The 25,198-nt window shown below is 74.2% G+C and carries 17 protein-coding genes and 1 pseudogene; 9 read left to right on the forward strand and 9 right to left on the reverse strand.

All coding sequences use genetic code 11. From position 1 onward, the window contains the following. The first annotated feature begins 26 nt into the window (after positions 1 to 26). The gene (locus AC1VWI_RS17645; protein WP_499511973.1) at positions 27 to 470 is read left to right on the forward strand and encodes a DUF937 domain-containing protein; all 444 of its coding nucleotides are present in this window, start codon (positions 27 to 29) and stop codon (positions 468 to 470) included. Between the two features lie 254 nt (positions 471 to 724). Here AC1VWI_RS17645 and AC1VWI_RS17650 read toward each other — a convergent pair whose 3' ends face one another. Genes AC1VWI_RS17650 through AC1VWI_RS17660 form a run of 3 tightly spaced genes read right to left on the reverse strand, consistent with a single transcriptional unit; the run spans position 725 to position 3,941 of the window. Further along, entirely contained in the window at positions 725 to 1,576 is an 852-nt protein-coding gene (locus AC1VWI_RS17650) for a sugar phosphate isomerase/epimerase family protein (RefSeq protein WP_499511974.1), read from the reverse strand. Between the two features lie 2 nt (positions 1,577 to 1,578). After that, positions 1,579 to 2,781: a dihydrodipicolinate synthase family protein gene (locus AC1VWI_RS17655; protein ID WP_499511975.1), complete on the reverse strand. Its 1,203-nt coding sequence runs from the start codon at positions 2,779 to 2,781 to the stop codon at positions 1,579 to 1,581. A gap of 2 nt (positions 2,782 to 2,783) precedes the next feature. Then, the gene (locus AC1VWI_RS17660) at positions 2,784 to 3,941 is read right to left on the reverse strand and encodes a Gfo/Idh/MocA family protein (protein ID WP_499511976.1); all 1,158 of its coding nucleotides are present in this window, start codon (positions 3,939 to 3,941) and stop codon (positions 2,784 to 2,786) included. 608 nt (positions 3,942 to 4,549) lie between these two features. On the opposite strand from AC1VWI_RS17660, the gene AC1VWI_RS17665 reads away from it, so the two are divergent. From AC1VWI_RS17665 to AC1VWI_RS17675, 3 genes and pseudogenes are all read left to right on the forward strand, one after another. After that, positions 4,550 to 5,656 (forward strand): LacI family DNA-binding transcriptional regulator, encoded by a 1,107-nt coding sequence (locus tag AC1VWI_RS17665; protein ID WP_499511977.1) that lies wholly within the window; start codon positions 4,550 to 4,552, stop codon positions 5,654 to 5,656. Positions 5,657 to 5,761: 105 nt separating this feature from the next. Next, positions 5,762 to 6,673, forward strand: a complete 912-nt coding sequence (locus AC1VWI_RS17670) for a bifunctional helix-turn-helix transcriptional regulator/GNAT family N-acetyltransferase (protein ID WP_499511978.1) — start codon at positions 5,762 to 5,764, stop codon at positions 6,671 to 6,673. Positions 6,674 to 6,770: 97 nt separating this feature from the next. Beyond that, positions 6,771 to 7,334 (forward strand): annotated as a pseudogene (locus tag AC1VWI_RS17675) (sugar phosphate isomerase/epimerase family protein); the annotation flags it as partial. A 13-nt stretch (positions 7,335 to 7,347) separates the two neighbouring features. Here the strand turns inward: AC1VWI_RS17675 and AC1VWI_RS17680 are convergent. Next, on the reverse strand, positions 7,348 to 8,358 hold the full coding sequence (locus AC1VWI_RS17680; protein ID WP_499511979.1) for an EamA family transporter: 1,011 nt from the start codon (positions 8,356 to 8,358) through the stop codon (positions 7,348 to 7,350). Between the two features lie 111 nt (positions 8,359 to 8,469). Here AC1VWI_RS17680 and AC1VWI_RS17685 point away from each other — a divergent pair, with 111 nt between their 5' ends. The 3 genes from AC1VWI_RS17685 to AC1VWI_RS17695 all read left to right on the forward strand — a co-directional run bounded on the left by AC1VWI_RS17685 (position 8,470) and on the right by AC1VWI_RS17695 (position 12,302). Further along, positions 8,470 to 9,375, forward strand: a complete 906-nt coding sequence (locus tag AC1VWI_RS17685) for a LysR family transcriptional regulator (RefSeq protein ID WP_499511980.1) — start codon at positions 8,470 to 8,472, stop codon at positions 9,373 to 9,375. A 61-nt stretch (positions 9,376 to 9,436) separates the two neighbouring features. Beyond that, positions 9,437 to 10,429, forward strand: a complete 993-nt coding sequence (locus AC1VWI_RS17690; protein WP_499511981.1) for a hypothetical protein — start codon at positions 9,437 to 9,439, stop codon at positions 10,427 to 10,429. Positions 10,430 to 10,508: 79 nt separating this feature from the next. Continuing rightward, on the forward strand, positions 10,509 to 12,302 hold the full coding sequence (locus tag AC1VWI_RS17695) for a glycoside hydrolase family 3 protein (protein ID WP_499511982.1): 1,794 nt from the start codon (positions 10,509 to 10,511) through the stop codon (positions 12,300 to 12,302). A gap of 541 nt (positions 12,303 to 12,843) precedes the next feature. Here the strand turns inward: AC1VWI_RS17695 and AC1VWI_RS17700 are convergent. The 5 genes from AC1VWI_RS17700 to AC1VWI_RS17720 all read right to left on the reverse strand — a co-directional run bounded on the left by AC1VWI_RS17700 (position 12,844) and on the right by AC1VWI_RS17720 (position 22,646). After that, positions 12,844 to 14,382 (reverse strand): S28 family serine protease, encoded by a 1,539-nt coding sequence (locus tag AC1VWI_RS17700; protein WP_499511983.1) that lies wholly within the window; start codon positions 14,380 to 14,382, stop codon positions 12,844 to 12,846. Positions 14,383 to 14,517: 135 nt separating this feature from the next. Further along, the gene (locus AC1VWI_RS17705) at positions 14,518 to 18,297 is read right to left on the reverse strand and encodes an ABC transporter ATP-binding protein (RefSeq protein WP_499516840.1); all 3,780 of its coding nucleotides are present in this window, start codon (positions 18,295 to 18,297) and stop codon (positions 14,518 to 14,520) included. Between the two features lie 257 nt (positions 18,298 to 18,554). Continuing rightward, complete coding sequence (locus AC1VWI_RS17710; RefSeq protein WP_499511984.1) at positions 18,555 to 20,162, reverse strand: thiamine pyrophosphate-binding protein; 1,608 nt, start codon at positions 20,160 to 20,162, stop codon at positions 18,555 to 18,557. Continuing rightward, positions 20,159 to 21,121, reverse strand: a complete 963-nt coding sequence (gene speB, locus AC1VWI_RS17715) for an agmatinase (RefSeq protein WP_499511985.1) — start codon at positions 21,119 to 21,121, stop codon at positions 20,159 to 20,161. Before speB ends, AC1VWI_RS17710 begins: the two co-directional genes overlap by 4 nt. 52 nt (positions 21,122 to 21,173) lie before the next feature. Beyond that, on the reverse strand, positions 21,174 to 22,646 hold the full coding sequence (locus tag AC1VWI_RS17720; protein ID WP_499511986.1) for a sodium:solute symporter family protein: 1,473 nt from the start codon (positions 22,644 to 22,646) through the stop codon (positions 21,174 to 21,176). Between the two features lie 128 nt (positions 22,647 to 22,774). Here AC1VWI_RS17720 and AC1VWI_RS17725 point away from each other — a divergent pair, with 128 nt between their 5' ends. Together AC1VWI_RS17725 and AC1VWI_RS17730 are read left to right on the forward strand one after the other, a co-directional pair. Continuing rightward, positions 22,775 to 24,271, forward strand: a complete 1,497-nt coding sequence (locus AC1VWI_RS17725; protein WP_499511987.1) for a PucR family transcriptional regulator — start codon at positions 22,775 to 22,777, stop codon at positions 24,269 to 24,271. Between the two features lie 103 nt (positions 24,272 to 24,374). Next, a complete protein-coding gene (locus AC1VWI_RS17730) occupies positions 24,375 to 25,184 on the forward strand; it encodes a phosphatase (protein ID WP_499511988.1) in 810 nt (269 codons plus the stop codon). The last annotated feature ends 14 nt before the right edge of the window (positions 25,185 to 25,198 follow it).

Below are 25,198 nucleotides of genomic sequence, written 5' to 3' on the forward strand. Positions count from 1 at the left end.
GGCGATTCCCGCGTAGCGTCCCGACCATGAGCGACCGACCGCTGAAGGACGAGGTGCTGGAGGAGCTGGGGGACGACCGGCTCCGGGAGATCACCGAGCTGCTCGGGACCGACGCCGGACAGGCGCAGCGGGTCGTAGGGAGCGCGGTGGCCTCGATCACGGGGGTGCTGACCGACGACGCGGTGACGCCCGGCGGCACCGCGGAGCTGTGCCAGGCCATGGAGCAGGCCGCCAACGAGCCCGAGCCGCTGCCCGCGGCCGCCGTCGGCTTCGCCGGGGTGCAGGGCGGTACGGGACCGGAACCGGGCCGTGGGGTGCTGGCGGCCGTCCTGGCCAAGGTGGCCGCCCCGGCGGCGCGGGCGGTGGCCAAGCGGACCGGCCTCCCGGTCGAGGCGGTCACGGCGGCGCTGGAGACGCTGATCCCGGTGATGGCGTCCGTGCTGGCCCGGCGGGCCCGCGAGAAACGCTGAACCGGCCGCGGAGCGGCGGAGACGCGGACCGGGCCGGGTGGCGGCACGTGGTCGGACATGGCGAAAGGGGTCCGGCTGAGCCGGACCCCTTTGGCGTTCCCCTCCCTCTGCGCGAGACCCCGAGCCCCCTCCGGGTGCCGCGCTCTCCCCCACTCAAGACCCTTGTGAGGCCCCCCTCTGGGTCTTGACGCTACATAGACACACCGGCCCGGGGGATGGTTGCACGGCTTCCGGAAGAAATTTCCAGAGATTTCTCAGAGCACGTGCCGGCGGTACCTGCCCGCCGTTTCGGCCAGCACCTCGGCCCCGTCGCGTGCCCACAGCGCGGGGTTGAAGATCTCCACCTCGACGGCTCCCGCGTAGCCGGCCGCGTCCACCCGCTCGCGGAACCCGCGCAGGTCGACGCAGCCGTCACCGAGCTGGCCGCGGCCCAGGAGCACCCCCTCGGGGAGCGGGGTGACCCAGTCGGCGAGCTGGAACGAGGCGATCCGGCCGCCGGCGCCGGCCCGGGCGATGCCGGCGGCCGCCCGGTCGTCCCACCACAGGTGGTAGGTGTCCACGACGACGCCGACCTGCTCCGCGGGGAAGCGTTCGGCGATGGCCAGGGCCTGGCCGAGGGTCGACACGACACAGCGGTCGGAGGCGTACATCGGGTGCAGCGGCTCGATCGCCAGGCGCACTCCGCGTTCCTGCGCGTACGGGGCGAGCTCGGCGACCGCGTCGGCGACGCGTTCACGGGCGCCGGCGATGTCGCGGTCCCCGGCCGGGAGGCCGCCGGAGACCAGGACGAGCGTGCCGGTGCCCAGGGCCGCCGCCTCGTCCAGGGCCGCCCGGTTGTCGGCGAGCGCTGCGGCGCGCTCGTCCGGGTCGGAGGCGGTGAAGAAGCCGCCGCGGCAGAGCGTGGTGACCGTGAGCCCGGCTTCGCGCACCAGCTTCGCGGTCGCCTCGACGCCGTACTCCCGGACCGGACCGCGCCACAGTCCGACGCCGGGGACACCGAGCGTCACCAGCCCCTCGATCAGCTCGGGGAGGGGCAGTTGCCGCACGGTCTCCTGGTTGATGCTGAGCCGGGCGAGGTCGCCGGAGGTCCGGTTGTCAGTACGCAATGTCACACTCCGTACACGGAAAGAAGCCGGCTCATGCGGGACGCGGCGAGCGCCGGGTCGGGGAACAGTCCGATCCGGTCGGCCAGTTCGTAGGCGCGGGCCAGATGGGGGAGGGAGCGTGCCGAGTGGAGACCACCGACCATCGTGAAGTGCGACTGGTGGCCGGCCAGCCAGGCGAGGAGGACGACACCCGTCTTGTAGTGGCGGGTCGGGGCGCCGAAGAGGTGGCGGGACAGCTCGACGGTGGGGTCGAGCAGCGACCGGAAGCCCGCGGTGCCACCGGTGCCACCGGGGTCGCCGGGGTCGCCGTCGTCCAGCAGGCGCACGGCCCGGGCGGCGAGCGGCGCGAGCGGATCGAAGACGCCGAGCAGGGCGTGGCTGAAGCCCCGGTCGTCGCCGGCGATCAGCTCGGGATAGTGGAAGTCGTCGCCGGTGTAGCAGCGCACGCCGTCGGGGAGGCGGCGGCGCAGCTCGACCTCGCGCCCGGCGTCGAGCAGGGAGATCTTCACGCCGTCGACCTTGCCGGGGTGGGCGGCGACCGCCTCGAGGAAGGTGCTCGTGGCCGCGTCGAGGTCCGTGCTGCCCCAGTAACCCTCCAGTGCGGGGTCGAACATCGGGCCCAGCCAGTGCAGTACGACGGGCCCGGCGGCCTGGCGCAGGAGGTGGCCGTACACCTCCAGGTAGTCGTCGGGCCCCTTGGCGACGGCGGCCAGTGCACGGGAGGCCATGAGGACGGCCCGCGAGCCGGCGTCCTCGACGACGGCGAGCTGCTCCTCGTAGGCGGCCCGGATCTCCGTGAGGCCGTAGGGGTGGCCGAATTCGGTGGGCGCCAGTTGGTCGGTGCCCACGCCGCAGGCGATGCGGCCGCCCTCGGCACGGGCCTCGGCCGAGGAGCGGCGGATCAGTTCGGCGGCCCCGGCCCAGTCCAGGCCCATGCCGCGCTGGGCGGTGTCCATGGCCTCGGCGACGCCGAGTCCGTGCGACCACAGGTGGCGGCGGAAGGCCAGCGTGGCCTCCCAGTCCAGCGCGGCGGGCCGGTCGGCCGCGGTGCGGAAGGGGTCGGCGACGACGTGGGCCGCCGCATAGACGACGCGGCTGCGCGGCTCGTCCGCCGTCGCGGGGGTGCCGGCGTGGGCCGCGGGCTCGGTGCGCGGCCGGTAGGCGTACAGCTCGCCCGTCTCGGTGGGGAGGTGAAGGAGCGTCACGGTCACAGGGTCAGCTCCGGTACGTCGAGACGGCGGCCCTCGGCGGAGGACCTCAGGCCCAGTTCCGCCAGTTGGACACCGCGGGCACCGGCCAGCAGGTCCCAGGTGTAGGGCTCGTCGAGGTGGACGTGGCGCAGGAACAGCTCCCACTGGGCCTTGAAGCCGTTGGCGAACTCGCCGTTGTCCGGGACCTCCTGCCACTGGTCGCGGAAGACCTCGGTGGCGGGCAGGTCGGGGTTCCAGACCGGCCTGGGGGTGGCGGAGCGGTGCTGGGCACGGCAGTTGCGCAGCCCCGCGACGGCCGAGCCCTCGGTGCCGTCGACCTGGAACTCCACCAGCTCGTCCCGGTTGACGCGCACGGCCCAGGAGGAGTTGACCTGGGCGACCACTCCGCCCTCGAGCTCGAAGATCCCGTAGGCGGCGTCGTCGGCCGTGGCGTCGTAAGGCTTGTGCTGCTCGTCCCAGCGCTGCGGCACGTGCGTGGTGGCGAGCGCCTGCACGGACAGCACGCGGCCGAACAGCTCGTGCAGGACGTACTCCCAGTGCGGGAACATGTCGACGACGATGCCGCCGCCGTCCTCGGCGCGGTAGTTCCAGGAGGGGCGCTGGGCGGACTGCCAGTCGCCCTCGAAGACCCAGTAGCCGAACTCGCCGCGGACGGAGAGGATCCGCCCGAAGAAGCCGCCGTCGACCAGCCGCCGGAGCTTGAGCAGGCCGGGGAGGAAGAGCTTGTCCTGGACGACGCCGTGGCGGACGCCGGCGGCGGTGGCGAGGCGGGCCAGCCGCAGCGCCCCGTCCAGACCCGTCGCGGTGGGTTTCTCGGTGTAGATGTGCTTGCCGGCGGCGATCGCCTTGGTGATCGCCTCCTCGCGGGCGCCGGTGACCTGGGCGTCGAAGTAGATCTCGGTGGCGGGGTCGGCGAGCACGGCGTCCAGGTCGGTGGAGACCAGGGCGGGGTCCAGGCCGTGGCGGTCGGCGAGGGCGCGCAGCGCGTGCTCGCGGCGGCCGACGAGGACGGGCTCGGGCCACAGCACGGTGCCGTCGCCGAGGTCGAGCCCGCCCTGCTCGCGCAGGGCGAGGATCGAGCGGACGAGGTGCTGGCGGTAGCCCATACGGCCGGTGACGCCGTTCATGGCGATCCGCACGGTCCTGCGTGTCACGTGGGGTTCCTCTCTCCGGCGGGGCGCCGAACGGAAGCAAGCGCTTTCCCCGGCTTACGCTAACCGCCGGCGAACACCTCCGACAAGGGGAGAGGGCCCGGAAAGAAAGCGCTTGCCCACCGCCTGACGTGGAGTCATCGTCCTGGTTGCGGGGACGCCGCCACGTCCGGGGCGCCCTCGCCCCTGCGGCCCCACGCGCCCCGGCACGCGACAGCGGGAGCCGCGGCCGCGACGCGGGCGGGCACCGGACGCCCCCGGGGCGCCCTCGGCGAGGGTCGCCGGCAGGGCGCCGCACGGGCGCTCGGCGGCGGCCACCGCTCCCGAGCGCCAACACGCCTCCCAGGCCGGGGTCTTCGGCGCGACCGCATCACGCGCGGCAGAGAAGCCGGGACCGGGCTCGCGGGCGGGGGCCGGCCCCCGCCCGCGGCCGCACCTCACGGCTCCCGAATGACGGCAGAAAGCGCTTTCCCGTAGAGTGGTCCCGGGGCGGTGGAACGCCCTGTGCAAGGTGCTGTGCGACTCCGCTCCCCCACCGGCCCCCGAGGTGAGAGCATGTGCGGCTACGGGCGGACGGCCCGGGGAGGACCGACCCGGAGGAAACAGACAAGATGGCAGTGACCCTGGCCGACGTGGCGGCGCGCGCCGGAGTGTCCGCCGCAACCGTGTCGCGTGTCCTGAACGGCAACTACCCGGTCGCGGGCAGTACGCGCGAGCGGGTCCTGCGGGCCGTCGACGACCTCGACTACGTCGTGAACGGGCACGCCCGCGCACTGGCCGCCGCCACCTCCGACCTGGTCGGGGTACTCGTCAACGACGTCGCCGACCCCTTCTTCGGGCTCATCGCCAGCGCCGTGCAGAGCGAGATCAGCGGCGGCACCGAGCATCCGCCCGGGCTGCCCGCGGGCGCCGGGAAACTCGCCGTGGTCTGCAACACCGGGGGCTCCCCCGAGGCCGAGCTCAACTACCTGACCCTGCTGGAGCGGCAGCGGGCCGCGGGCGTGGTGCTCACCGGGGGCGCGGTGGAAGGCACCGGGCACAGCGCCGCCGTCGCCGCCCGCCTCGCCCGGCTCGCCGCCTCCGGCACCCGGATCGTCCTGTGCGGCCGCCCGCCCCTGCCGGAACTCGCCGAACTGCCCGGCCCCGCCGCGGACGCCGTGATGACCGTCGCCTTCGACAACCGCGGCGGCGCGCAGCGCCTCACCGAGCACCTGCTGGCCCTCGGCCACCGCACCATCGGCTACGTCGCGGGCCCCGCGGAGCGCAGCACCACCCGGCACCGCCTGGAGGGCCACCGTGCCGCCCTGGCCGAGGCCGGGCTCGCGGGCTCCCCCGCCGAGCTCGACCGCCTCACCGTGCACGGCTACTACGACCGCTCCTCCGGGTACGACGCGGCGCTGGAACTGCTGCGCCGGGAGCCGGGGCTGACCGCGGTCGTCGCCGCCAACGACACGGTGGCGCTCGGCGTCTGCGCGGCGCTGCGCGAGCGCGGGCTGCGCATCCCCGAGGACGTCTCGGTCGCCGGTTTCGACGACCTGCCCTTCAGCGTGGACGCCGCGCCCGCGCTCACGACGGTGCGCATACCGCTGCAGGAGGCGGGCGCCCGCGCCGGCCGCCTGGTCATGGGCCGCCAGGCACCGCCTCCCGGCGGGCTCGCGACCGTACGGACGGAGCTGATGGTGCGGGCCTCGACGGCGGCACCGCGAAGCGGCACATGAAGGCACGCGGGTCGGCGGGACACCCAGCGCGCCGGCGCCTGTCCAGAACCGCCCCGCACGGATACCTTTGACGCAGTCAAAGAATTTCCGCGAGGGGAACCCGCCGTGGCCGTCCAGGAGATCCGGGCGTTCAACCGCTTCTACACCAACCTCATCGGCGCGCTCGACTACAGCCGCCATCTGCACACCCCGTACACCCTCACCGAGGCCCGCGTTCTGTACGAGCTCGCCCACGCCGCCGGCGGCGGGCTGGACGCCGCCGACCTGCGCACGGCCCTGTCCGTGGACGCCGGGCAACTCAGCCGGATGCTGGCGGCCTTCGGGGAGCGGGGACTGGTGACCCGCGCGCCGTCACCACGGGACGCCCGGCGGCAGCGCGTGGAGTTGACCCCCGACGGCCGCGAGGCCGCCCGGCTCCTGGAGGACCGGTCGCGGGAAGCCGTCGCGACCATGGTCGGCGGGCTCGCCCCGGGCGACCGCGAACGCCTGACGGAGGCCATGCGCACCGTCCGCGACGTCCTCGGCGGTACCGCCGCGACGGGGACACCTCCCGGGCCGCGGGTCCGGCTGCGCGAGCCGCGGCCCGGTGACCTCGGCTGGGTGGTCCAGCGCAATGCCGAGGTCTACGCCGAGGAGTACGGCTGGGACGCCGAGTACGAGACCCTCGTCGCCCGGATCGTCGCGGACGGCCACGAGCGGGCGTGGATCGCCGAACTCGACGGCGAGCGCGCCGGCTGCGTCTTCTGCGTACGCACCGACGAGCCCGGCACGGCGCGGCTGCGCCTGCTGCTGGTGGACCCGGCCGCCCGGGGCCACGGCATCGGCCGGCGGCTGGTCGACGCCTGCGTCGGGCACGCCCGCGCGACCGGTCACCGCGAGCTGGTGCTGTGGACGAACGACGTGCTGGTCTCCGCCCGGCGGATCTACGAGGCGGCCGGTTTCGAGCTCGTCGGGGAGGAGCCGCACCGCAGTTTCGGCCGCGATCTCGTCGGGCAGGACTGGCGGCTGGTGCTGTAACGTCCGAAAAGTGAAGCTCGCGTTCTCGACCCTCGGCGTGCCGGGGCTCCCCGTGCCGGACGTGGTCCGGCTCGCCGCGGAGCACGGTTACCACGGCGTGGAACTGCGGGCGGGCCACGAGGAGCCGGTGCACAGCGGCCTGACGGAGCGGCAGCGCGCGGACGTGGCCGGGGAGTTCCGGGGCTCCGGCGTCGCGGTGCTGGCGGTCGCCTCCTACGTGCAGGTGGCAGCGCCTGGTGAGGACGCTCCGGCGCTGCGCGGCCTGCGCGACCACGTACGCCTCGCCGCGGACCTCGGCGCCCCCTACGTACGGGTGTTCCCCGGCGCCGGTGACGACGACGGGGACGCCGCCGACACCCGGGCGGCCCGCCGGCTGGCGGCGGTGGCCCCGGAGGCGGCGGACGCGGGCGTGCGGGTGCTGGTGGAGACCCACGACTCGCACCGGACCGGCGCGGACGTCGCGCGGATCCTGGGTCTGGTGGGCCATCACCACGCGGGCGCGTTGTGGGACGTGATGCACCCCTGGCTGGGCGGCGAACAGCCCGAGCACACCTACCCGGTGCTCGCCCCCTACCTGGGCTACGTGCAGGTCAAGGACGTGTCCTCGGCACAGGACACCACCCCGCTGCCGCTCGGTCACGGGGCGCTGCCGCTGGCCGGCACGGTGGAGGTGCTCAGCCGCGCGGGCTGGGACGGCTGGCTGTGCTGGGAGTACGAGAAGCTCTGGTACCCGCAGGTCCGGACGCTGCCGGAGTTGCTGTCGCGGGGGCGTTCGCACCTGCTGCGGCTGCTCGGCGAGTCGGCCTGAGCCCGGCGCCCGCCCGGAGCGAGCCCAGCGAGCCCAGCGACGTCACGGCGACGCCGCCCACCAGCAGCACGGCGGCCGCCCAGCGCAGCGGGCCGACGCCCTCGTCCAGCAGCAGGGCGGCCGAGGTCATGCCGAAGACCGGGACGAGCAGGGAGAACGGGGCCACCGCGGAGGCGTCGTACGTCCGCAGCAGGAACCCCCAGGCGCCGAAGCCGAAGACGGTGGTGACCCAGGCGACGTAGACGATCGCGCCGGCGCCGCTCCAGTCGAGACCGCGCAGCGCGGCGGCGTCCGCGGCGGGGCCCTCGAAGACCAGGGAGAGGGCGAGCAGCGGCAGCGGCGGGACGAGGCTGACCCAGACCATCCAGCTCAGCGCGTCCGGCGGGGCGGCGCGCCGGGTGAGGACGTTGGACAGCCCCCAGAGGGCGGCGGCCGCGACGACCAGCACGAACGCGCCGAGCGGCCCCGAGGCGCCCTCGTCGTACGCGGCGACGCCGATCCCCGCGAACGCGACGCCCATGCCCGCGATCCGCAGCCGGCCGGGCCGCTCGCCCAGCAGCGCGACCGCGAGGAGGGCGGTGAAGACCGCCTGTACCTGTAGCACCAGGGAGGACAGCCCGGCGGGCATGCCCTGGTCCATGCCGATGAAGAGCAGGCCGAACTTGGCGACGCCGAGGACGAGTCCGACGGCCACGATCCAGCGCAGCGCGACGCCGGGCCGGCGGACGAAGAAGACCGCGGGCACGGCGGCTACCAGGAAGCGCAGGGCGCAGAAGAGCAGCGGCGGGAAGTGGCCCAGCCCGACCTCGATGACCACGAAGTTGACGCCCCAGACCGCGGCGACGAGGACCGCGAGGGCGAGGTGTACCGGTCGCATCGCTCCAGCATCGGGCACCGTACCCTTAAGCACCAGCGAGCATTACTGCACTGTCGGCTTCAGCGTTGCTGAATGGTGCGCCTCGGGCGCACGGGATGACGAGGTGAACGGATGCTGGACCTGGCCCGGCTGCGGGCGCTGCACGCCGTGCATGTGCACGGATCGGTGGGGGCGGCGGCCACGGCCCTCGGCTACACCGCGTCCGCGGTGTCCCAGCAGATCGCGAAGCTGGAGCGGGAGACCCGTACGACGCTCCTGGAGCGGCAGGGCCGCGGCGTGGCGCTCACCGAGGCCGCCCACTTGCTGGCGGAGACCGCACAGGAGCTGATGGCGATCGTGGAGCGGGCCGAGGTGGCGCTGGAGGAGCGGCGCGGCCGCCCCACCGGGCGGCTGACCATGGCCGCCTTCCCGACCGCCGCGCGAGGTCTGCTCCCGCAGGTGCTGGCCGGGCTGACGGCCGCCCACCCGTCGCTGGAGCTGCGGCTGGTGGAGGAGGGCGCGCACCTGTCGGTCGACCTGGTCTCCCGCGGCGTCGTCGACCTGGCCGTGGTGCACGACTGGGACATCGCCCCGCTGCCCGCGCCCAAGGGCCTGGAGCGGGTGGTGATCGGCGAGGACCGCTGCGACGTGCTCGTCCCCGCCGGGCATCCGCTGGCGGCCCGCGCGGCGCTGGTCCGCGAGGACGTCGTCGACCAGCGGTGGATCTGCCAGCCGCCCGGACACGTGTGCCACGACTGGCTGGTGCGGACCCTGCGGGAGGCGGGCACCGAGCCTGACCTGGCGTTCCAGGTCGCCGAGTACCAGACGCAACTGGCGCTGGTGGCGGCCGGGCTGGGGATCGCGCTGGTGCCGCGGCTGGGGCGCGGGCCGGTGCCGGACGGCGTGGTCGTGGTGGCGCTGGAGCCGGCGCCCGTGCGGCGGCTGTACGCCTTGTGGCGGACGGGGGCGTCGCGACGTCCGGCCATCACGGAGACGGTTCGGGCGTTGCGCGACCACTACCCCCGGGTCGTTGCCTGACCATGGGCGGATGTCATCCACCCGCAGGGAACCGTTTCCGTACCGATCCCGTCCAACCGGCGTGCTGCTGGGAAGCCTCCGCAAAGCGGTGTCGGTCGCGCTGCTGGCTGCGTCACTGACGACCCTCTCCGCCGCATGCGGCCGGCAGCAGCCCGCCACCGGTCTGCCCCCCTCCGACGGCGCCGGTGGCGGCCCCGCCCCCTCCGCGATCACCACCGTGCCCGCCGGCCCGGGCTCGGCGACCTCCGGCCCCGCGGACCCGGCACCGTCCACCGCGGCGTCCCCGCCGGGCAACGGGGCGGTCTCCACCCGGCGCGTGTACTTCACCGAGACCACGCGCGGGGTGCCCGCGGTGCACACGGTCCTCGACGGCGAGCGCGACCTGGGCCGTTTCCCCGGCTACTTCATGAAGTCGGCGCCGCAGATCGCCGACGCCATCGCCCAGCGCGCCGCACGGACCGACTTCTCGCGATCGGTCCTGGTCGCCTGGAGCCGCACCACCGGCTGCAACAGCACGAAGGACGCGATCCTCTTCCGCAGCGGCGACCGGCTGGTGCTCGGCCTCGCGCAGACCCCGATGGGCCAGTGCCTGGTCGCCAACCAGGTGGTCGCCGTGTTCGAGGTGCCGCGCGACCGGATGCCGAAGCGGCCGCGCTTCGCGCAGGAGACGGACCCGCGGGCCGATCCGCCCGCCCCGGGGAACACGCTGGCGTTCGGCGGTCTCGAGGACACCCGGGAGCCCGGCGGCCGCCGCAGCACCGAGGTCACCTCGTCCCGGCAGCTCGACGCCTTCCTCGCCGGTCTGCCCCGCAAGGGGGCCGCCGCTCTGCGCGAGCAACTGGCACGGCATCCGCGGCGCGGTGACGAGCGGCGCTTCGGCTTCGTACTGACGGGCTGCCGGCCCACCGGAGCCGTCCTGACCATCGGCCGGCGGGAACTGTCGGCGTCCCCCACCGGGGACGAGACCATCCGCTGTATCCAGACCCAGCGCTACGCGGCGGTGCTCGCGGTGCCGTCCCGGCTCGTCCCGGCACGTGCCCAACTCATTGACTGACAATAACTTTCCGGCTAAGCGTGTCTGCTTGAAGGTTTCTTTCAGCACGCCCCCCACCTCCTGCCGGAAGGAGTCCGTCATGCACAGCAGTCCCCATCCGTCCCGCCGTACGGTGCTCGGTGCCGCCGCGGCCGCCTCCACCGCCCTCGCCCTCGGCGTCCCGGGCACCGCGAACGCGGCCGCGACGGACCGCAGACGCGTCCGTGCGCTCATCGACCGCATGAGCATCGAGGAGAAGATCGGCCAGCTCTTCGTCATGCGCGTGTACGGCCATTCGGCCACCGCCCCCGATCCGGCCGACGTCGCCGCGAACCAGGCCGAGATCGGGGTCTCCAACGCGGCCGAGCTGATCGCCAAGTACCACGTCGGCGGCATCATCTACTTCGCGTGGGCCCACAACACCCGCGATCCGCACCAGATCGCCGACCTGTCCAACGGCATACAGCGGGCCTCCAGGATCCCCCTGCTGATCTCCACCGACCAGGAGCACGGCGCCGTCGCCCGGGTCGGCTCCCCCGCCACGCTCTTCCCCGGCGGGATGGCGCTCGGTGCGGGCGGCAGCACCGGGGACGCCCGGCGGGCCGCGGCCGTCGCCGGGGCCGAACTGGCGGCGATGGGCATCACCCAGGACTACGCGCCGGTCGCCGACGTCAACGTCAACCCCGCCAACCCCGTCATCGGGGTGCGCTCCTTCGGTGCCGACCCGAAGGCCGTCGCCGCGCTCGTCGCCGCCCAGGTGGAGGGTTACCAGCGGGCCGGGATCGTCGCCACCGCCAAGCACTTCCCCGGTCACGGCGACACCGGCACCGACAGCCACTTCGAACTGCCGGTCATCACGCACTCGCTCGAGGAGTGGCGGCGTCTGGACGCGCCGCCCTTCCGCGCGGCGATCGCTGCCGGCATCGACTCGATCATGACCGCGCACATCCTGGTGCCCGCACTCGACGACTCCGGTGACCCCGCCACGCTGTCCCGGCCCATCCTCACCGGCATCCTGCGCGAGGAACTCGGTTACGACGGCGTGGTCGTCACCGACTCCCTCGGCATGGAGGGCGTGCGCCAGAAGTACGGCGACGACCGTGTCCCGGTGCTCGCCCTGAAGGCCGGCGCCGACCAGCTGCTCAACCCGCCGGTCCTGGAGACCGCCTGGCAGGGCGTCCTGGCCGCCGTGAAGTCCGGAGAACTCACCGAGGAACGCCTCGACGAGTCCCTTACCCGGGTCCTCATGCTCAAGGCGCGGCGCGGGCTGCTCGACGACCCGTACGTCACCCACCGCGGCGTGGACCGGGTGGTCGGCACCCGCGGCCACCTGGCGGAGGCCGACCGGATCACCGAACGCACCGTCACCCTGCTGGCGAACCAGGGGGCGCTGCCGCTGCCCGCGCACCGCCGGCTGCTGGTCGTCGGCGCCGACCCCGCCGCGCCCTCGGGCACCGGCGGGCCGCCCACCGCGGTGCTCGGCGCGGCCCTGGCCGGCCTCGGGCACACCGCGCAGGTCCTGTCGACCGGGACCGCACCGGGCCGGGCCGCGATCGACCAGGCGGTCGCCGCCGCGCGGGACAAGGACGCCGTGGTGGTGGCCACGTACAACGTCACCGGGGCGTCGACGGGTCAGATCGCGCTGGTGGCCGCGCTCGTCGCGACGGGCGTGCCGGTGGTGCAGATCGCGATCCGCAACCCCTACGACGTCGCCCGGCTGGACGGGGTGGCAGCCGCGCTGGCCACCTACGGCTGGACGGACGTGTCGATGCGTGCGGCCGCGCGGGTGCTGGCGGGCAAGGTACGGCCGAGCGGCAAGCTGCCGGTGGCCGTTCCTGCGGCGGACGACCCGGCGCGGACGCTCTACCCCGTCGGCTGGGGCCTGCGGTACTGAACCCGCCGCGCGCGGGGCGGCCCCTCCCGGCAACGGGCCACGCCACCTATCCTGCCGAAAACGGGCGACTCGCCCGGGGGGACGGGTGGGGGGCCGCCATGCGCGTGTTGTCCGGGCAGCTCCTGGGTGCGGCATGGCTGGTCGCCGTGCTGCTCGCCGCCTGCTCGCCGGGCGCGGGCGGCACGGGCAGCAGCGCCGCCGGCCCGGACGTCCCGCCCGCCACGCTCGACGCGGTCTTCCTGGACCAGGGGGAGTGCGCGGCCGGCGACCCCGTGGGCTCCTACCGGGAGGTGGCGTGCTCGGACCCGGGCGCCCGGGGCCGGGTCGTCGGCCGGCTGTACGGGCTGCTGCCCGCGTCGCCGTCGCCCGCTCCCCCGCCCACCACGCGGGTCGGCGACCGCTGCCCGCCGACCACGGACTTCCTGCTCACCGTCACCGCCGCCCGTCCCCAGGGATACGCCTGCATGCGCAACCTGAAGGCCCCGCACCCAGGGGATCCCGGCGGGGGCGGCGGGCCCCGGACGATCGCGGGCGACTGCCTCTACGGCTCCCGGAAGGGACAGGTGAAGGAGACGCCCTGCGACGGGTCCGGGCCGCACGCCCCGCAGTTCCGGGTCGTGGAGCTGGCCCGCGAGCGCCGGTCCTGCCCCCAGGGGACGGCGCTGTACGTCGGGGTGGGCGGCGGGCCGGCGGCCTCGGTGCTCCGGTCGAGCTTGGCGTCGTAGGCCGCCAGCGGCTTGGCCGCCTCGGGATCGGCACGTACGGCCGCGGGGGCGACACCGGCCCACTCCAGCACCTCGGCGGTGGCCTTCGCCTTGTCGGCCGCGCCCAGCGCGCCGATGACCGCGCCGTGGTTGGCGCCGGGCGCCCACATCACGTACGAGTCGTGCGCCCCCCGCGAGAGGCGGAACGGCTCGGCCCCCCACGGGTCGTTCTGCCCGTAGACGAAGAGCATGCGCTCGGCGTGGTGGCGCACCCAGGTGTCGACGTCGTGCATCGCGCGGGGCTGGAAGCGCATCGGGATGGAACGCGGCACGTAGGAACGCGGCTGGTAGATCCCGGGGTAGCGCAGCAGGCCCTTCAGGTGCGGGGTCGCGAAGGTCGGAGCGCCGAGCTGCGTGCCCGCCTGGTAGTAGTACGGCGTGTAGTACTCCAGGCCCTGGTCGGTGTAGAAGTCGAAGCCGGAGACGGAGTCGACGAAGGAGTAGAGGGCGTCCGTGGTGGCGGTCGCCGCGGGCACGTCCGCGCATTCCGACTGCTGGTGGTACTGCCAGAAGGCCCACACCAGGTCCAGCACCACGTTCTCGTACGCCTTGTCCGCGCTGCCGACGGTGGTGAAGGTCAGCCCGTTGTCGGCGGCGTACTGCTGGTAGCGGGCGACGATCTCGCCGCGGCGGAGAAGTGCCTCGCGCTGCACGGCGTTCAGCCGCGCGCGGCAGTCGGCGGTGCCGACGGTGCGGAAGAAGCGGGTGTAGGCGGAGTCCTCGTCGTTGACCACGTCGTTGGGGGCGACGTAGGCGACGGTGCCGGCCATGTCGTGCGGGTAGAAACGGCGGTAGTACGTGGCCGTCATGCCGCCCTTGCTGGCTCCGGTGGCGAGCCAGTTCTCGGCGTAGATCCGGCTCAGTGCCCGGTGGATGCGGTGCTGGTCGCTGGCGGCCTGCCAGATGTCGAGCTTCGACCAGTCGGCGGGGGCGGGACGGGACGGGGTGAAGAAGCGGTACTCCATGGAGACCTGGTTGCCGTCCACGATCTGCGTCGGCTCGCGGCGGGAGGGGGTCGTGGAGAGGCCGTAGCCGGAGGTGTAGAAGACGGTGGGCCGGTCGGTCCCCTTGTGCAGCACGGTGATCCGCTGCTGGAACGTCCCCTTGGACGGGTGCCGGTGGTCCACCGGCTGCGTGTAGTTGAGGACGAAGAAGCGGTATCCGGTGACCGGCTTCTCCTCGATCAGGCTCATCCCGGGTATCGCCAGGATGCGGTCCTTGATGTCCGGCTCGTCAGCGGTCGCGGTGGCGGCTCCACCGCCGGCGGTGCCTATGAGCAACACCAGCGCCAGCAGCCATCTGAGCGCGTTGCGCATGCCCCCTCCTTCGGGGTTCGACGGGCGTCGCCCGTGAACCTATGAGGAGGAAGTGGCCCGCCGCCAGGGGGCGTTGGGCAAAGAGCGGCGGCCCGGACCACCGGGGTCCGGGCCGCACAAGCGCGAAGGCGGCGCCTAGGCGACGGCCTCGCTGCTCTCGTCCTCGCCGACGAAGGTGCGCCACAGCTCGGCGTAGCGGCCGTCGGCGGCGAGGAGCTGCTCGTGCGTGCCGTCCTCGACGACCCGGCCGTGGTCGAGGAGGACGACCCGGTCGGCGCGGGCGGCGGTGGTCAGCCGGTGGGCGACGACCAGCGTGGTGCGGCGTACGGCGAGCCGGTCGGCGGCCCGGTTGACCAGGGCCTCGGTGGCCAGGTCCAGGGCGGCCGTCGCCTCGTCGAGCAGCAGGACGTCGGGGTCGACCAGCTCGGCGCGGGCCAGGGCGATCAACTGCCGCTGTCCGGCGGAGAGGTTGCGGCCCCGCTCGGCGACCGCGTGCAGGTAGCCGCCGTCCAGCGTGGCGATCATGTCGTGGGCGCCGACGGCCCGGGCCGCGGCCTCGACCTCGGCGTCGGTGGCGTCCATCCGCCCGTAGGCGATGGCGTCGCGGACCGTCCCCTCGAAGAGGTACGCCTCCTGCGGGACGACGCCGAGCCGCTGCCGGTAGCCGGTCAGGTCCAGCTCGCGGATGTCCTGGCCGTCGACGAGGACCGCGCCCGAGGTCGGGTCGTAGAACCGGGCCACCATCTTGACCAGGGTCGACTTGCCCGCGCCCGTCTCGCCGACGAAAGCCACCGTCTGGCCCGCCGGGATCCGCAGGTCGATCCCGGACAGCGCCTCGGCGCCCTCCTCGGTGTAGCGGAAGTGCACGTCGCGGAAGGCGATCTCGCCGCGCAGCCGGCCGACGCCGCGCGGGGACCCGGCGGGCGGGGTGGCGGTCGGCGTGCGCAGCAGTTCGCGGATGCGGCCCAGGGACACCGACGCCTGCTGGTAGCCGTCGAATACCTGGGAGAGCTGCTGCACGGGTGAGAAGAACAGGTCGATGTAGAGCAGGTAGGCCACCAGGGCGCCTGCGGTGAGCGTGCCCGCGCCGACGCGGTGGGCGCCGACGATCAGCACCAGGGCGGCGGCGACGCTGGACAGCAGCTGCACGAAGGGGAAGTACACCGAGATCAGCCACTGCCCGCGCACACGCGCCTGCCGGTAGGCGTCGCTGCGGTCGGCGAAGCGCTCGGCGCCGCCGCGCTCGCCCCGGAAGGCCTGCACGACGCGGAGTCCGGCGACGTGCTCCTGCAGGTCGGCGTTGACGACGCTGACCCGCTCCCGGGCCAGCTCGTAGGCCTTCACGGACTTGCGGCGGAAGACCCAGGTGGCGACGAAGAGCACCGGCAGGGTGGCGAAGACGATCAGCGCCAGCTGGACGTCGATCACCAGCAGCGCGACCAGGATGCCGAGGAAGGTGAGCACGCTGACCAGCGCGGTGACCAGTCCGGTCTGCAGGAACGTCGACAGGGCGTCGACGTCGGTCGTCATCCGGGTCATGATGCGGCCGCTCAGCTCGCGCTCGTAGTAGTCGAGCCCGAGCCGGTGCAGATGGGAGAAGATCTTCACCCGGAGCGTGTAGAGCACGCGCTCGCCGGTACGGCCGGTCAGGCGCGTGGAGCCCCACTGCGCGCCCCACTGCGCGGCGACCACGGCCAGTCCCAGCAGCGAGGCGGCCCAGACGGCGCCGAGCGCGGCCTGCCGCACACCGGAGTCGATGCCGTGCCGGATCAGGACCGGCAGCAGCAGCCCGGCCAGCGCGTCGACGGCGACGAACAGCAGGCTGAGCAGCAGGGGGCCGCGGAAGCCGCGCAGCAGACTGCGCAGGCCGAAGTCCTTCTCGACGGAGGCCGCCTGGTCCTCGTCGACGTCCGGGGTGTCCAGGGCCGGGGGCAGCGCCGCCACCTGCGCGAGCAGCTCGGGGGTGGCGGGCATCCCGGCCATGGCCGAGGCCATGCCGCCCGGGCCGCCGCGCGCGGCGGCCGGGGAGGGCGCCGACCGCGTCCGCCCGGTGTCCTCGTCGCGGTGCCGGCGGTCCTGCGGCCACAGGGCCGCCGTCACGCCGCCCTCCGCGGGAGCCTCGGCGGCGGCGGGACGTGCCGCCGGGGCCGCGATCGCGCCCTCGCCGGGCCACTCGGTCAGCGGCACGACCTCGCCCGCGGGGTCGTGCGTGACGACGTCCGAGCCGAGCTCGTCGGGGTCGGTGAGCAGCCGCCGGTACAGCGGGCAGCGGGCCTCCAGCTCCTCGTGCGTCCCCACGTCGACCAGCCGGCCGGCCTCCAGCACGGCGATCCGGTCGGCGAGGGCGAGGGTGGAGCGCCGGTGGGCGATGAGCAGGGTCGTGCGGCCGGCCATCACCTCGCGCAGCGCGTCGTGGATCTCGGCCTCGACGCGGGCGTCCACGGCGGAGGTCGCGTCGTCGAGGACGAGCAGCCGCGGGTCGGTGAGGATGGCGCGGGCCAGGGCGACGCGCTGGCGCTGGCCGCCGGAGAGGGTCAGTCCCTGCTCGCCGACGACGGTTGCGTACCCCTCGGGCAGGGCGCTGATGAACTCGTCCGCCTGGGCGTGCCGGGTCGCGGTGAGGATCTGCTCGTCGGTGGCGTCGGGGTGGCCGTAGGCGATGTTGGCGCGGACGGTGTCGGAGAACAGGAAGCTGTCCTCCGGGACGAGCCCTATGGCGTCGCGCAGGGAGTCGAAGGTGAGGTCGCGCACGTCGCGGCCGCCGACGCGGACGGCGCCGCCGGTCACGTCGTAGAAGCGGGGCAGCAGCAGCGAGACAGTCGACTTGCCGCTGCCGGAGGCGCCGACGACGGCGACGGTCTCGCCGGGCTCGACGGTGAGCGAGAAGTCGTCCAGCACGGGACGGGTGCGGTCGTAGCCGAAGCTGACGTGGTCGAACTCGACGGTGGCCGGGGCCTCGCGGGGCAGCTGCCCGGTGCCCTCCTCCAGGCTGGGCCGGGTGTCGATGAGCTCGGTGACGCGCTCGACTCCGGCCCTGGCCTGCTGGCCGACGGTGAGCATCATCGTGAGCATGCGCACCGGGCCGGTCAGCTGGGCGAGGTAGGTCGAGAACGCGACGAAGGTGCCCAGGGTGATCTGGCCCTTCACGGCCATCCAGCCGCCGAGCGCCAGCATGCCGACCTGCCCGAGCGAGGGCACCGCCTGGAGCGCGGGACCGTAGCGCGCGTTGAACCTGATGGTGCGCAGCCGTCCGGCGAAGAGCCGCTCGCTGACCGAGCGCAGCTTGGACATCTCCTGCTGCTCCTGGCCGAAGCCCTTCACGACGCGGACGCCGGTCACCGAGCCGTCCACGATCCCGGCGACGGCGGCGGCCTGGCCCTGGGCGTACCAGGTGGCGGGGAAGAGCCGCTTGCGGCTGCGGTCGGCCAGGAACCACAGGGCGGGCGCGACGGCGAGGGCGATCAGGGTCAGCATCGGCGAGAGCACGAACATCACGACGATCGACAGGACGAAGAGCAGGACGTTGCCGATCATCATGGGCGCCATGAAGAGCAGGCCCTGGATGAGCTGCAGGTCGCTGGTGGCCCGGCCGACGACCTGGCCGGTGTTGAGCTCGTCCTGGCGCGCGCCGTCCAGCCGGGTGAGCGAGTGGAACATGTCCGTGCGCATGTCGTGCTGCACGTCGAGGGCGAGCCTGCCGCCGTAGAAGCGCCGCAGGAACGTCATCAGGTAGACCACGACCGCGGCGGCGATCAGCACGGCCGCCCAGGGGGCGAGCGGCTTGTCGTGCTTGACGATGACGTCGTCGATGATCAGCTTGGGGACGAGCGGCACGAGGGCCATCACGGCCATGCCGGCGAGCGAGGAACCGAGCGCGAGGCCCACGTTCCCCCGGTAGCGCCAGCAGTACCCCATCAGCCGCCGCAGCCAGCCCTCGGCCCTCACGGCCTCGCCGGCCTTCGCTTCGTCGTCCTTCGCCGCCACCCGGTGTCCTCCCGTCCCGTCCTTTTCGCCGGAGGATCACAACGCCCTGGAGTGCGGATTTCATCCTCCCGCAACAAAACTACGACGAGGGTCCGACAGCGCCCGGGCGGAGGTCCCGGGACAAAACCCGACGAAACGTTTTCCCCTCGGCCGGGACCGGGCGCCGGTTCACCCCAGGTGCGTCGGCTTCACCCCAGGTGTGTCGGCGCGAACATCCGCAGCAGCGCGGGGAGCACGACCACGCAGGGGCCGGGCGCCGCGAGGGCGTCCGCGAGGTCGTCCCGGAGCCGCTCGGGGCTCGTGCGGACCGCCGGGACGCCGAAGGCCCCGGCGAGTGCGACGAAGTCCGGCCGGGCCAGCTCGGTGCCGGTGGCCTCGCCGAAGGCGTCCGTCATGTACTCGCGCAGGATGCCGTAGCCGCCGTCGTCGACGATCAGCCAGGTGACGGGCAGGCCGTACTGCCGGGCCGTGGCGAGCTCGGCGATCGAGTACATCGCGCCGCCGTCGCCCGAGACGGCCAGCACGGGCCGGGTGCGGTCCGCGGCGGCCGCGCCCAGCGCGGCGGGGAAGCCGTAGCCGAGGCCGCCGGCGCCCTGGGCGGAGTGCATCGGGCCGGGCCAGGCGGACCAGGCCCAGTAGGCGAGGATCGTCATGTCCCAGAAGCTGGGGGCGTCCTCGGGGAGGGCGTCCCGCACGGCGGCGAGGACGCGCTGCTCCAGGCCGAGGTCCTGGCCGTCGAGGCGCTCCCGGATCCGCTCCAGCAGTGCGGCCACCGCCTCGGGCGCGCCCGCGTCGCGGCGCTCGTCCACGGCCGCGGCGAGCGCGCCGAGCGCGAGCCGGGCGTCGGCGTGGATGCCGAGCGCCGGGTGGTTGGACTCCAGCTTGCCGAGGTCGGCCTCGACCTGGATCACCCGGCCACGTGGGCGGAAGGTGTGGTAGTTCGAGGAGAGCTCGCCCAGCCCGGAGCCGACGACCAGCAGGACGTCGGCCTCCTCCAGGAACTCGGTGGTGTGCCGGTCCTCCAGCCAGCTCCGCAGCGACAGCGGGTGCTCCCACGGGAAGGCACCCTTGCCGCCGAAGGTGCAGGCCACCGGGGCGTCGAGCCGCTCGGCGAGGGCGCGCAGTTCGGCCTCGGCCCCCGAGCGCACGACGCCGCCGCCGGCCAGCACGACCGGCCGCTCGGCGCGGGACAGCAGTGCCGCCGCCTCGGCGATCAGCTCGGCGCGAGGGCGCAGCGGCCGGGGCCCGGCCGCCAGCTCCCCGACCGGCGGCACCGTGACGGGGGCGAGCAGCACGTCCTGCGGGATCTCCACCCAGACCGGCCCGTACGGGGCGGTCAGCGCCGACTCCCAGGCGGCGGCGAGGGCCGAGGGGATCTGGGAAGCGGTGCGGACGGTGTGCACCGACTTGACGATGTCGCGGAACGACGCCTTCTGGTCGGCGAGTTCGTGCAGGTAGCCGTGGCGGCCACCGCCGAGCCCGGCGACCGGCACCTGGCTGCCGATGGCGACGACCGGCGCCGAGGCGGCTGCCGACTCCTGCAGCGCGGCGAGCGTCATCAGCGCGCCGGGGCCGGTGGAGACCAGCAGCGGCGCGGCGCCGCCCGTGACGCGGGCGTAGGCGTCGGCGGCGAAGCCCGCGTTGTTCTCCACGCGCAGGCCCACGTACTCCAGCTTCGAGCGCCGCAGCGCGTCGAAGGCGCCCAGCGCGTGCTGCCCGGGCAGGCCGAAGACCGTCGTCGCGCCGAGCGCCGTCAGGGATTCGACGACCAGGTCGCCGCCGTTGCGCCCGCTCATGCGCGGCCGGCCGCGATCTGCCGGGTCATGATCGTGGTCAGCTCGTACGCGGTGTGGGAGGCCGCGACGCTGGTGATCTCGGCGTGGTCGTAGGCGGGGGCGACCTCGACGACGTCGGCGGAGATCAGGTGGCAGGAGGCCAGGCCCCGCAGGATCTCCAGCAGCTCGCGGGAGGTGATGCCGCCGGCCTCGGGGGTGCCGGTGCCGGGGGCGTGGGCCGGGTCGAGGACGTCGATGTCGATGGAGATGTACAGCGGGCGGTCGCCGATGCGCTCGCGCAGCTGCTGGGCGACCTCGTCGGCGCCGCGCCGGTAGACGTCGGCGGACGTGACGATGCCGAAGCCCATCTTCTCGTCGTCGGTGAGGTCCTGCTTGCCGTACAGCGGGCCGCGGGTGCCGACGTGGGAGAGCGCGGAGGTGTCGAGGACGCCCTCCTCCACGGCCCGGCGGAACGGGGTGCCGTGGGTGTACTCGGCCCCGAAGTAGGTGTCCCAGGTGTCGAGGTGGGCGTCGAAGTGGAGCAGGGCGACCGGGCCGTGCTTGCGGGCCATGGCGCGCAGCAGGGGCAGCGAGATGGTGTGGTCGCCGCCGAGGGTCATCAGGCGGGCGCCGGTGTCGAGCAGGTCGTCGGCGGCGGCCTGGATGGTCTCGACGGCCTCGTTGATGTTGAACGGGTTGGCGGCGATATCACCGGCGTCCGCGACCTGGGCGAGCGCGAAGGGCGAGGCGTCCTGCGCAGGGTTGTACGGGCGCAGCAGACGGGAGGCCTCGCGGATCGCGTTGCCGCCGAAGCGGGCGCCGGGGCGGTAGGAGACGCCCGCGTCGAAGGGCACGCCGACCACGGCGACGTCGGTGGTGCCGACCTCGTCGAGGCGCGGGAGCCGCGCGAACGTGGCGGGACCGGCGTACCGCGGGGTGCGGGAGGAGTCGATGGGGCCGCGCGGTTCGGTGCTGCTCATGGGTAACTGCCTTCTTTCGTACGCTTCGTTGCGCTCTGCTCGCTTTGTGACTTTATCCGACCGGAACGGTCCCCTCGGCGGCCGGGACGGGGGTCCGGCCGGCCAGCCGCTCCCGCCAGGCCGCCAGCACGGCGGCGTCGGTCGGCTTGGTGGCGAGGCTCACCGCGACGTAGACGACGAGGGAGGCCAGCAGGCCGTAGTAGACCGGCTCGTTGGCCAGGACGCCCTTCCAGACCATCAGGCCCACGACGGCCAGGCCGCCGACGGCCACCGAGGCGAGGGCGCCCGCCGCGGTGCCGCGCCGCCACAGCAGACCGCCGAGGATCGGCACCAGCAGCCCGCCGACGAGCAGGTTGTACGCCACGGTCAGCGCCTCGACGACGTTGTTCAGCGCGATGGCGGTGACGATGACGACCACGCCCATGACCAGGATGAAGACGCGGTTGCCCGAGACCTCGTCGTGCGCACCCTCTTCGCCGTCCCGCCCGCGGCCGACCACGCCGCGCAGCCGCGACCAGATGTCGTTGTTGGCCACGGTGGCGCAGGCGATCAGCGCGCCGGAGGAGGTGGACATCACCGCGGAGAGCGCGGCGGCCAGCACCAGGCCGCGCACGCCCACCGGCAGCGCGTCCTTGACGATGGTGGCGAAGGCGTCGTCGGCCGCGGCCAGGTTCGGGTACAGCACCTTGGCGGCGGTGCCGATGACGGCGCCGGCGATCGCGTAGACCAGGCAGTAGACACCGGCGACGGTGCCGCCGAGCTTGGCGATCCTGTCGCTGCGGGCGGTGAACACGCGCTGCCAGATGTCCTGGCCGATGAGCATGCCGAAGGTGTAGATCAGCACGTAGGTGAAGATCGTCTGCCCGCCGATACCCAGGGGCGCGAAGTACTCGCTCGGCAGCTGCGCCTTCATCTCCGCGAAGCCGCCCGCCTTGATCACCGCGATCGGCAGCAGCAGGACCAGCACGCCGAGGGTCTTGACCACGAACTGCACCATGTCGGTGAGCGTGATCGACCACATGCCGCCCAGCGTGGAGTACGCCACCACGACGGCGCCGCCCAGGACGATCGCCAGGGTGCGGTCCATCCCGAACAGGACGTCGAAGATCGTCGCGTAGGCGATCGTCGAGGTCACCGCGAGCATCAGGGTGTACGCCCACATGACGACGCCGGAGATGACGCCGGCCGAGCCGCCGTAGCGCAGGTCGAGCATCTCGGAGACGGTGTAGACCTTCAGGCGGGCGATGCGGGCCGAGAAGAAGACGCTCAGCGCCAGCAGGCCGAGGCCGATGGTGAAGACCATCCAGGCACCGGACAGGCCGTACTGGTAGCCGAGGCCGACGCCGCCGATGGTGGAGGCGCCGCCGAGGACGATCGCGGCCATGGTGCCGGAGTACATCGACGGGCCCAGCCTGCGGCCGGCGACCAGGAACTCGCTCTTGGACCTGGCACGGCGCATGCCCCACCAGCCCACGGCGAGCATGCCGGCCAGATAGCCGATGATCACGGCGTAGTCGACGGCCATGAGCCCTCCTCCATCGGTCGCGCGGGCGGAGCCGCGGGCTTTCCTTTGCGGTGACGATAGGTGGCCGGGAAGAAGCGCTGAAGTGTACGTTTCATCCATCGCACCCGGTCCGCATGGAGGAAACGCACATGACTCCCCCGCGTCAGGACCTGGCGCCGCCCACGCCGCCGATCCCGCTCGCCACCCTGCTCGCCCTGCCCGACCTCGGGCTGCGCCAGGTCGCGGGACCGTCCGCGGCCGACCGGGACGTCCGCGTCCAGTGGGTGCACACCAGCGAGATGGAGGACCCCTTCCCGTACCTGCTCGGCGGGGAGCTGCTGCTGACCGCGGGGGTGCACTTCGCGTCGGCGGTGGGCGCCGGCGCCTACCTGGACCGCTACGTGGCCCGCACGGTCGAGGCGGGGGCGGCGGCGCTCGGTTTCGGTCTCGCCCCGGTGCACGACCAGACCCCGGCGGCGCTGGTCGCCGCCTGCGACCGGCACGGCCTGCCGCTGGTGGAGGTGCCGCCCCGGACCCCCTTCACCGCCGTCGCGCGGGCCGTCTGGCAGGCCATGGGCGAGGCGCGGGTCCGTGAGCTGCGGCACGTCACCGAGGCACAGCAGGCCCTCGCCGCGGCCGCCGGACGCCCGGACCCCGTGCCCTCGGTGCTGCGCAGGCTCGCCGGCCGCCTGGGCGCGTGGGCCGCGCTGATCGCCCCGGACGGTTCCGAGGTGTACGCGGCGGGCACCGCCCCGGACCCGCAGGCGCGTGCGGCGGCGGTACGGCTGGCCGGGGTGGTCCTGCCGGCGCCGGACGCGCACGCGCCCTCCTCGGCGACCGACACCCACGGCGGGACACGCCTGTCGGCGTACGCGCTGGCCGGCGGCACCCCGAGCGAGCGGCCGGCGCTCGTCCTGGTCACGGGCCACCCGGATCCGGGCGACCACGCGGTCGCCAACGTCGCCGCGGTCCTGCTCTCCCTGCTCACCGGCCCGCACCTGGGCAGCGCGGAGGCGGGCCGGTCGGCGGCGCTGGTGCGGCTGCTGCTGGGCGCGGAGCCGCAGGAGGCGGCCCCGCTGCTGGGGCCGGAGTCCCGCTGGGCCGTCGTGCACGCCCGCAAGCGCGGCGGCCCGGCCGGACCGCTGGCGGCCGCCGCGCTCGGCACGGCGCTGGGCACCGCGCTGATCGAGCCGGGCGACACCGTCGTACGCCTGCTCCTGCCGGCCGGCCGCGAGGTGACCGCCCAGCCGGGGTGGACCCTCGGGGTGAGCGGCCCGGTCGCGGTGGCCGCCCTCGTCACCGGGGACGGCCAGGCCGCGGGCGCGCTGCGCCGGGCGGTCGCCACCCGTGCGCCGCTGGTGATCCATCGCGGAGCCGGCCCCGGCATGAGCGGACTGGTCACCCCGGACGACGCCCGGTCCAGGGCGCGGGAGCTGCTGGCGGCGGTGGCGGACTCGCCCGCCCTGGTGGAGACGCTGCGCACCTGGATCGGCCTGCACGGGAGCTGGGACCGTACGGCCGTCGCCCTGGAGGTGCACCGCAACACCGTGCGCCAGCGCATCGGGCGCGCGGCGGCCCTGCTGGAGGCGGACCTGGACGACCCGGACGTACGCATGGAGCTGTGGTTCGCGCTGCGCTGGCTGTGAACCCGTGCACCCCGCCGCGGCGGGCTTTCTGACGTCCCGACAGGAGGTAACGGACCGGCGTCGATCGGCGGCCCCCCGCACGCACGTCCGACAGCAGGCGACAATGGGGGTCATGCTGCCCCATGTCACCGTGCCGTCCCGCAAGGCCCTCGCCGACCACCTCGTACGCACGCGCATCGCGGGCGACGTCGCCACCCCCCGCGAGAACAACCGCTCCCACTACCGCAGACTCGCCGAGGGCGACCGCCACTACTGGTTCGGTCTGGAGTTCGGCGAGCGCTGGACGGACGAGGAGGCGGTGCTGGCGGTCATGGCCGAGCGCTGCGGGGTCGTGGCCGACCCCGGGTACCTCATGGGGCAGGACACCATCGACCCCGAGCTGACGATCAGCGCCCTGGACCGGGCCGCCCGGATGCTCTGCAAGGCCGTGGAGGGCGGGCAGCGGGTGCTGTTCGCCACCGGCCACCCCGGCGGCCTGCTGGACGTCCACCGCACCCTGGCCGCGGCCGTGCGGGCCGCCGGCGCCGAGGTCGTCGCGATCCCCGGCGGGCTGTCCACCGACGAGGGCGGCGTCTTCCAGTTCTGCGACGTGGCCATGCTGGAGCGCGGCGCCACGCTGTGGCACACCCACTCCCCCGGCCCGATGGCGGCGGTCCTCGACGCGCTGGCCGCGCAGGGCCGGCCGCTGCCCGACCTGGTCGTCGCCGACCACGGCTGGGCGGGGTGCGCCGGACAGCGCGGCATCGACGCGATCGGCTTCGCGGACTGCAACGACCCGGCCCTCTTCCTCGCCGAGGCGGAGGGCACGGTCTCGGTGACCGTCCCGCTGGACGACCACGTCACCGACCCGCGCCACTACGACGCGATGACCGCCTACCTGCTGGACGCGGCGGGCCTGACCGGCTCCGCATGACAGCGGGCCGCGCC

The sequence above is a fragment of the Streptomyces sp. TOM-9 genome (assembly GCF_056858595.1).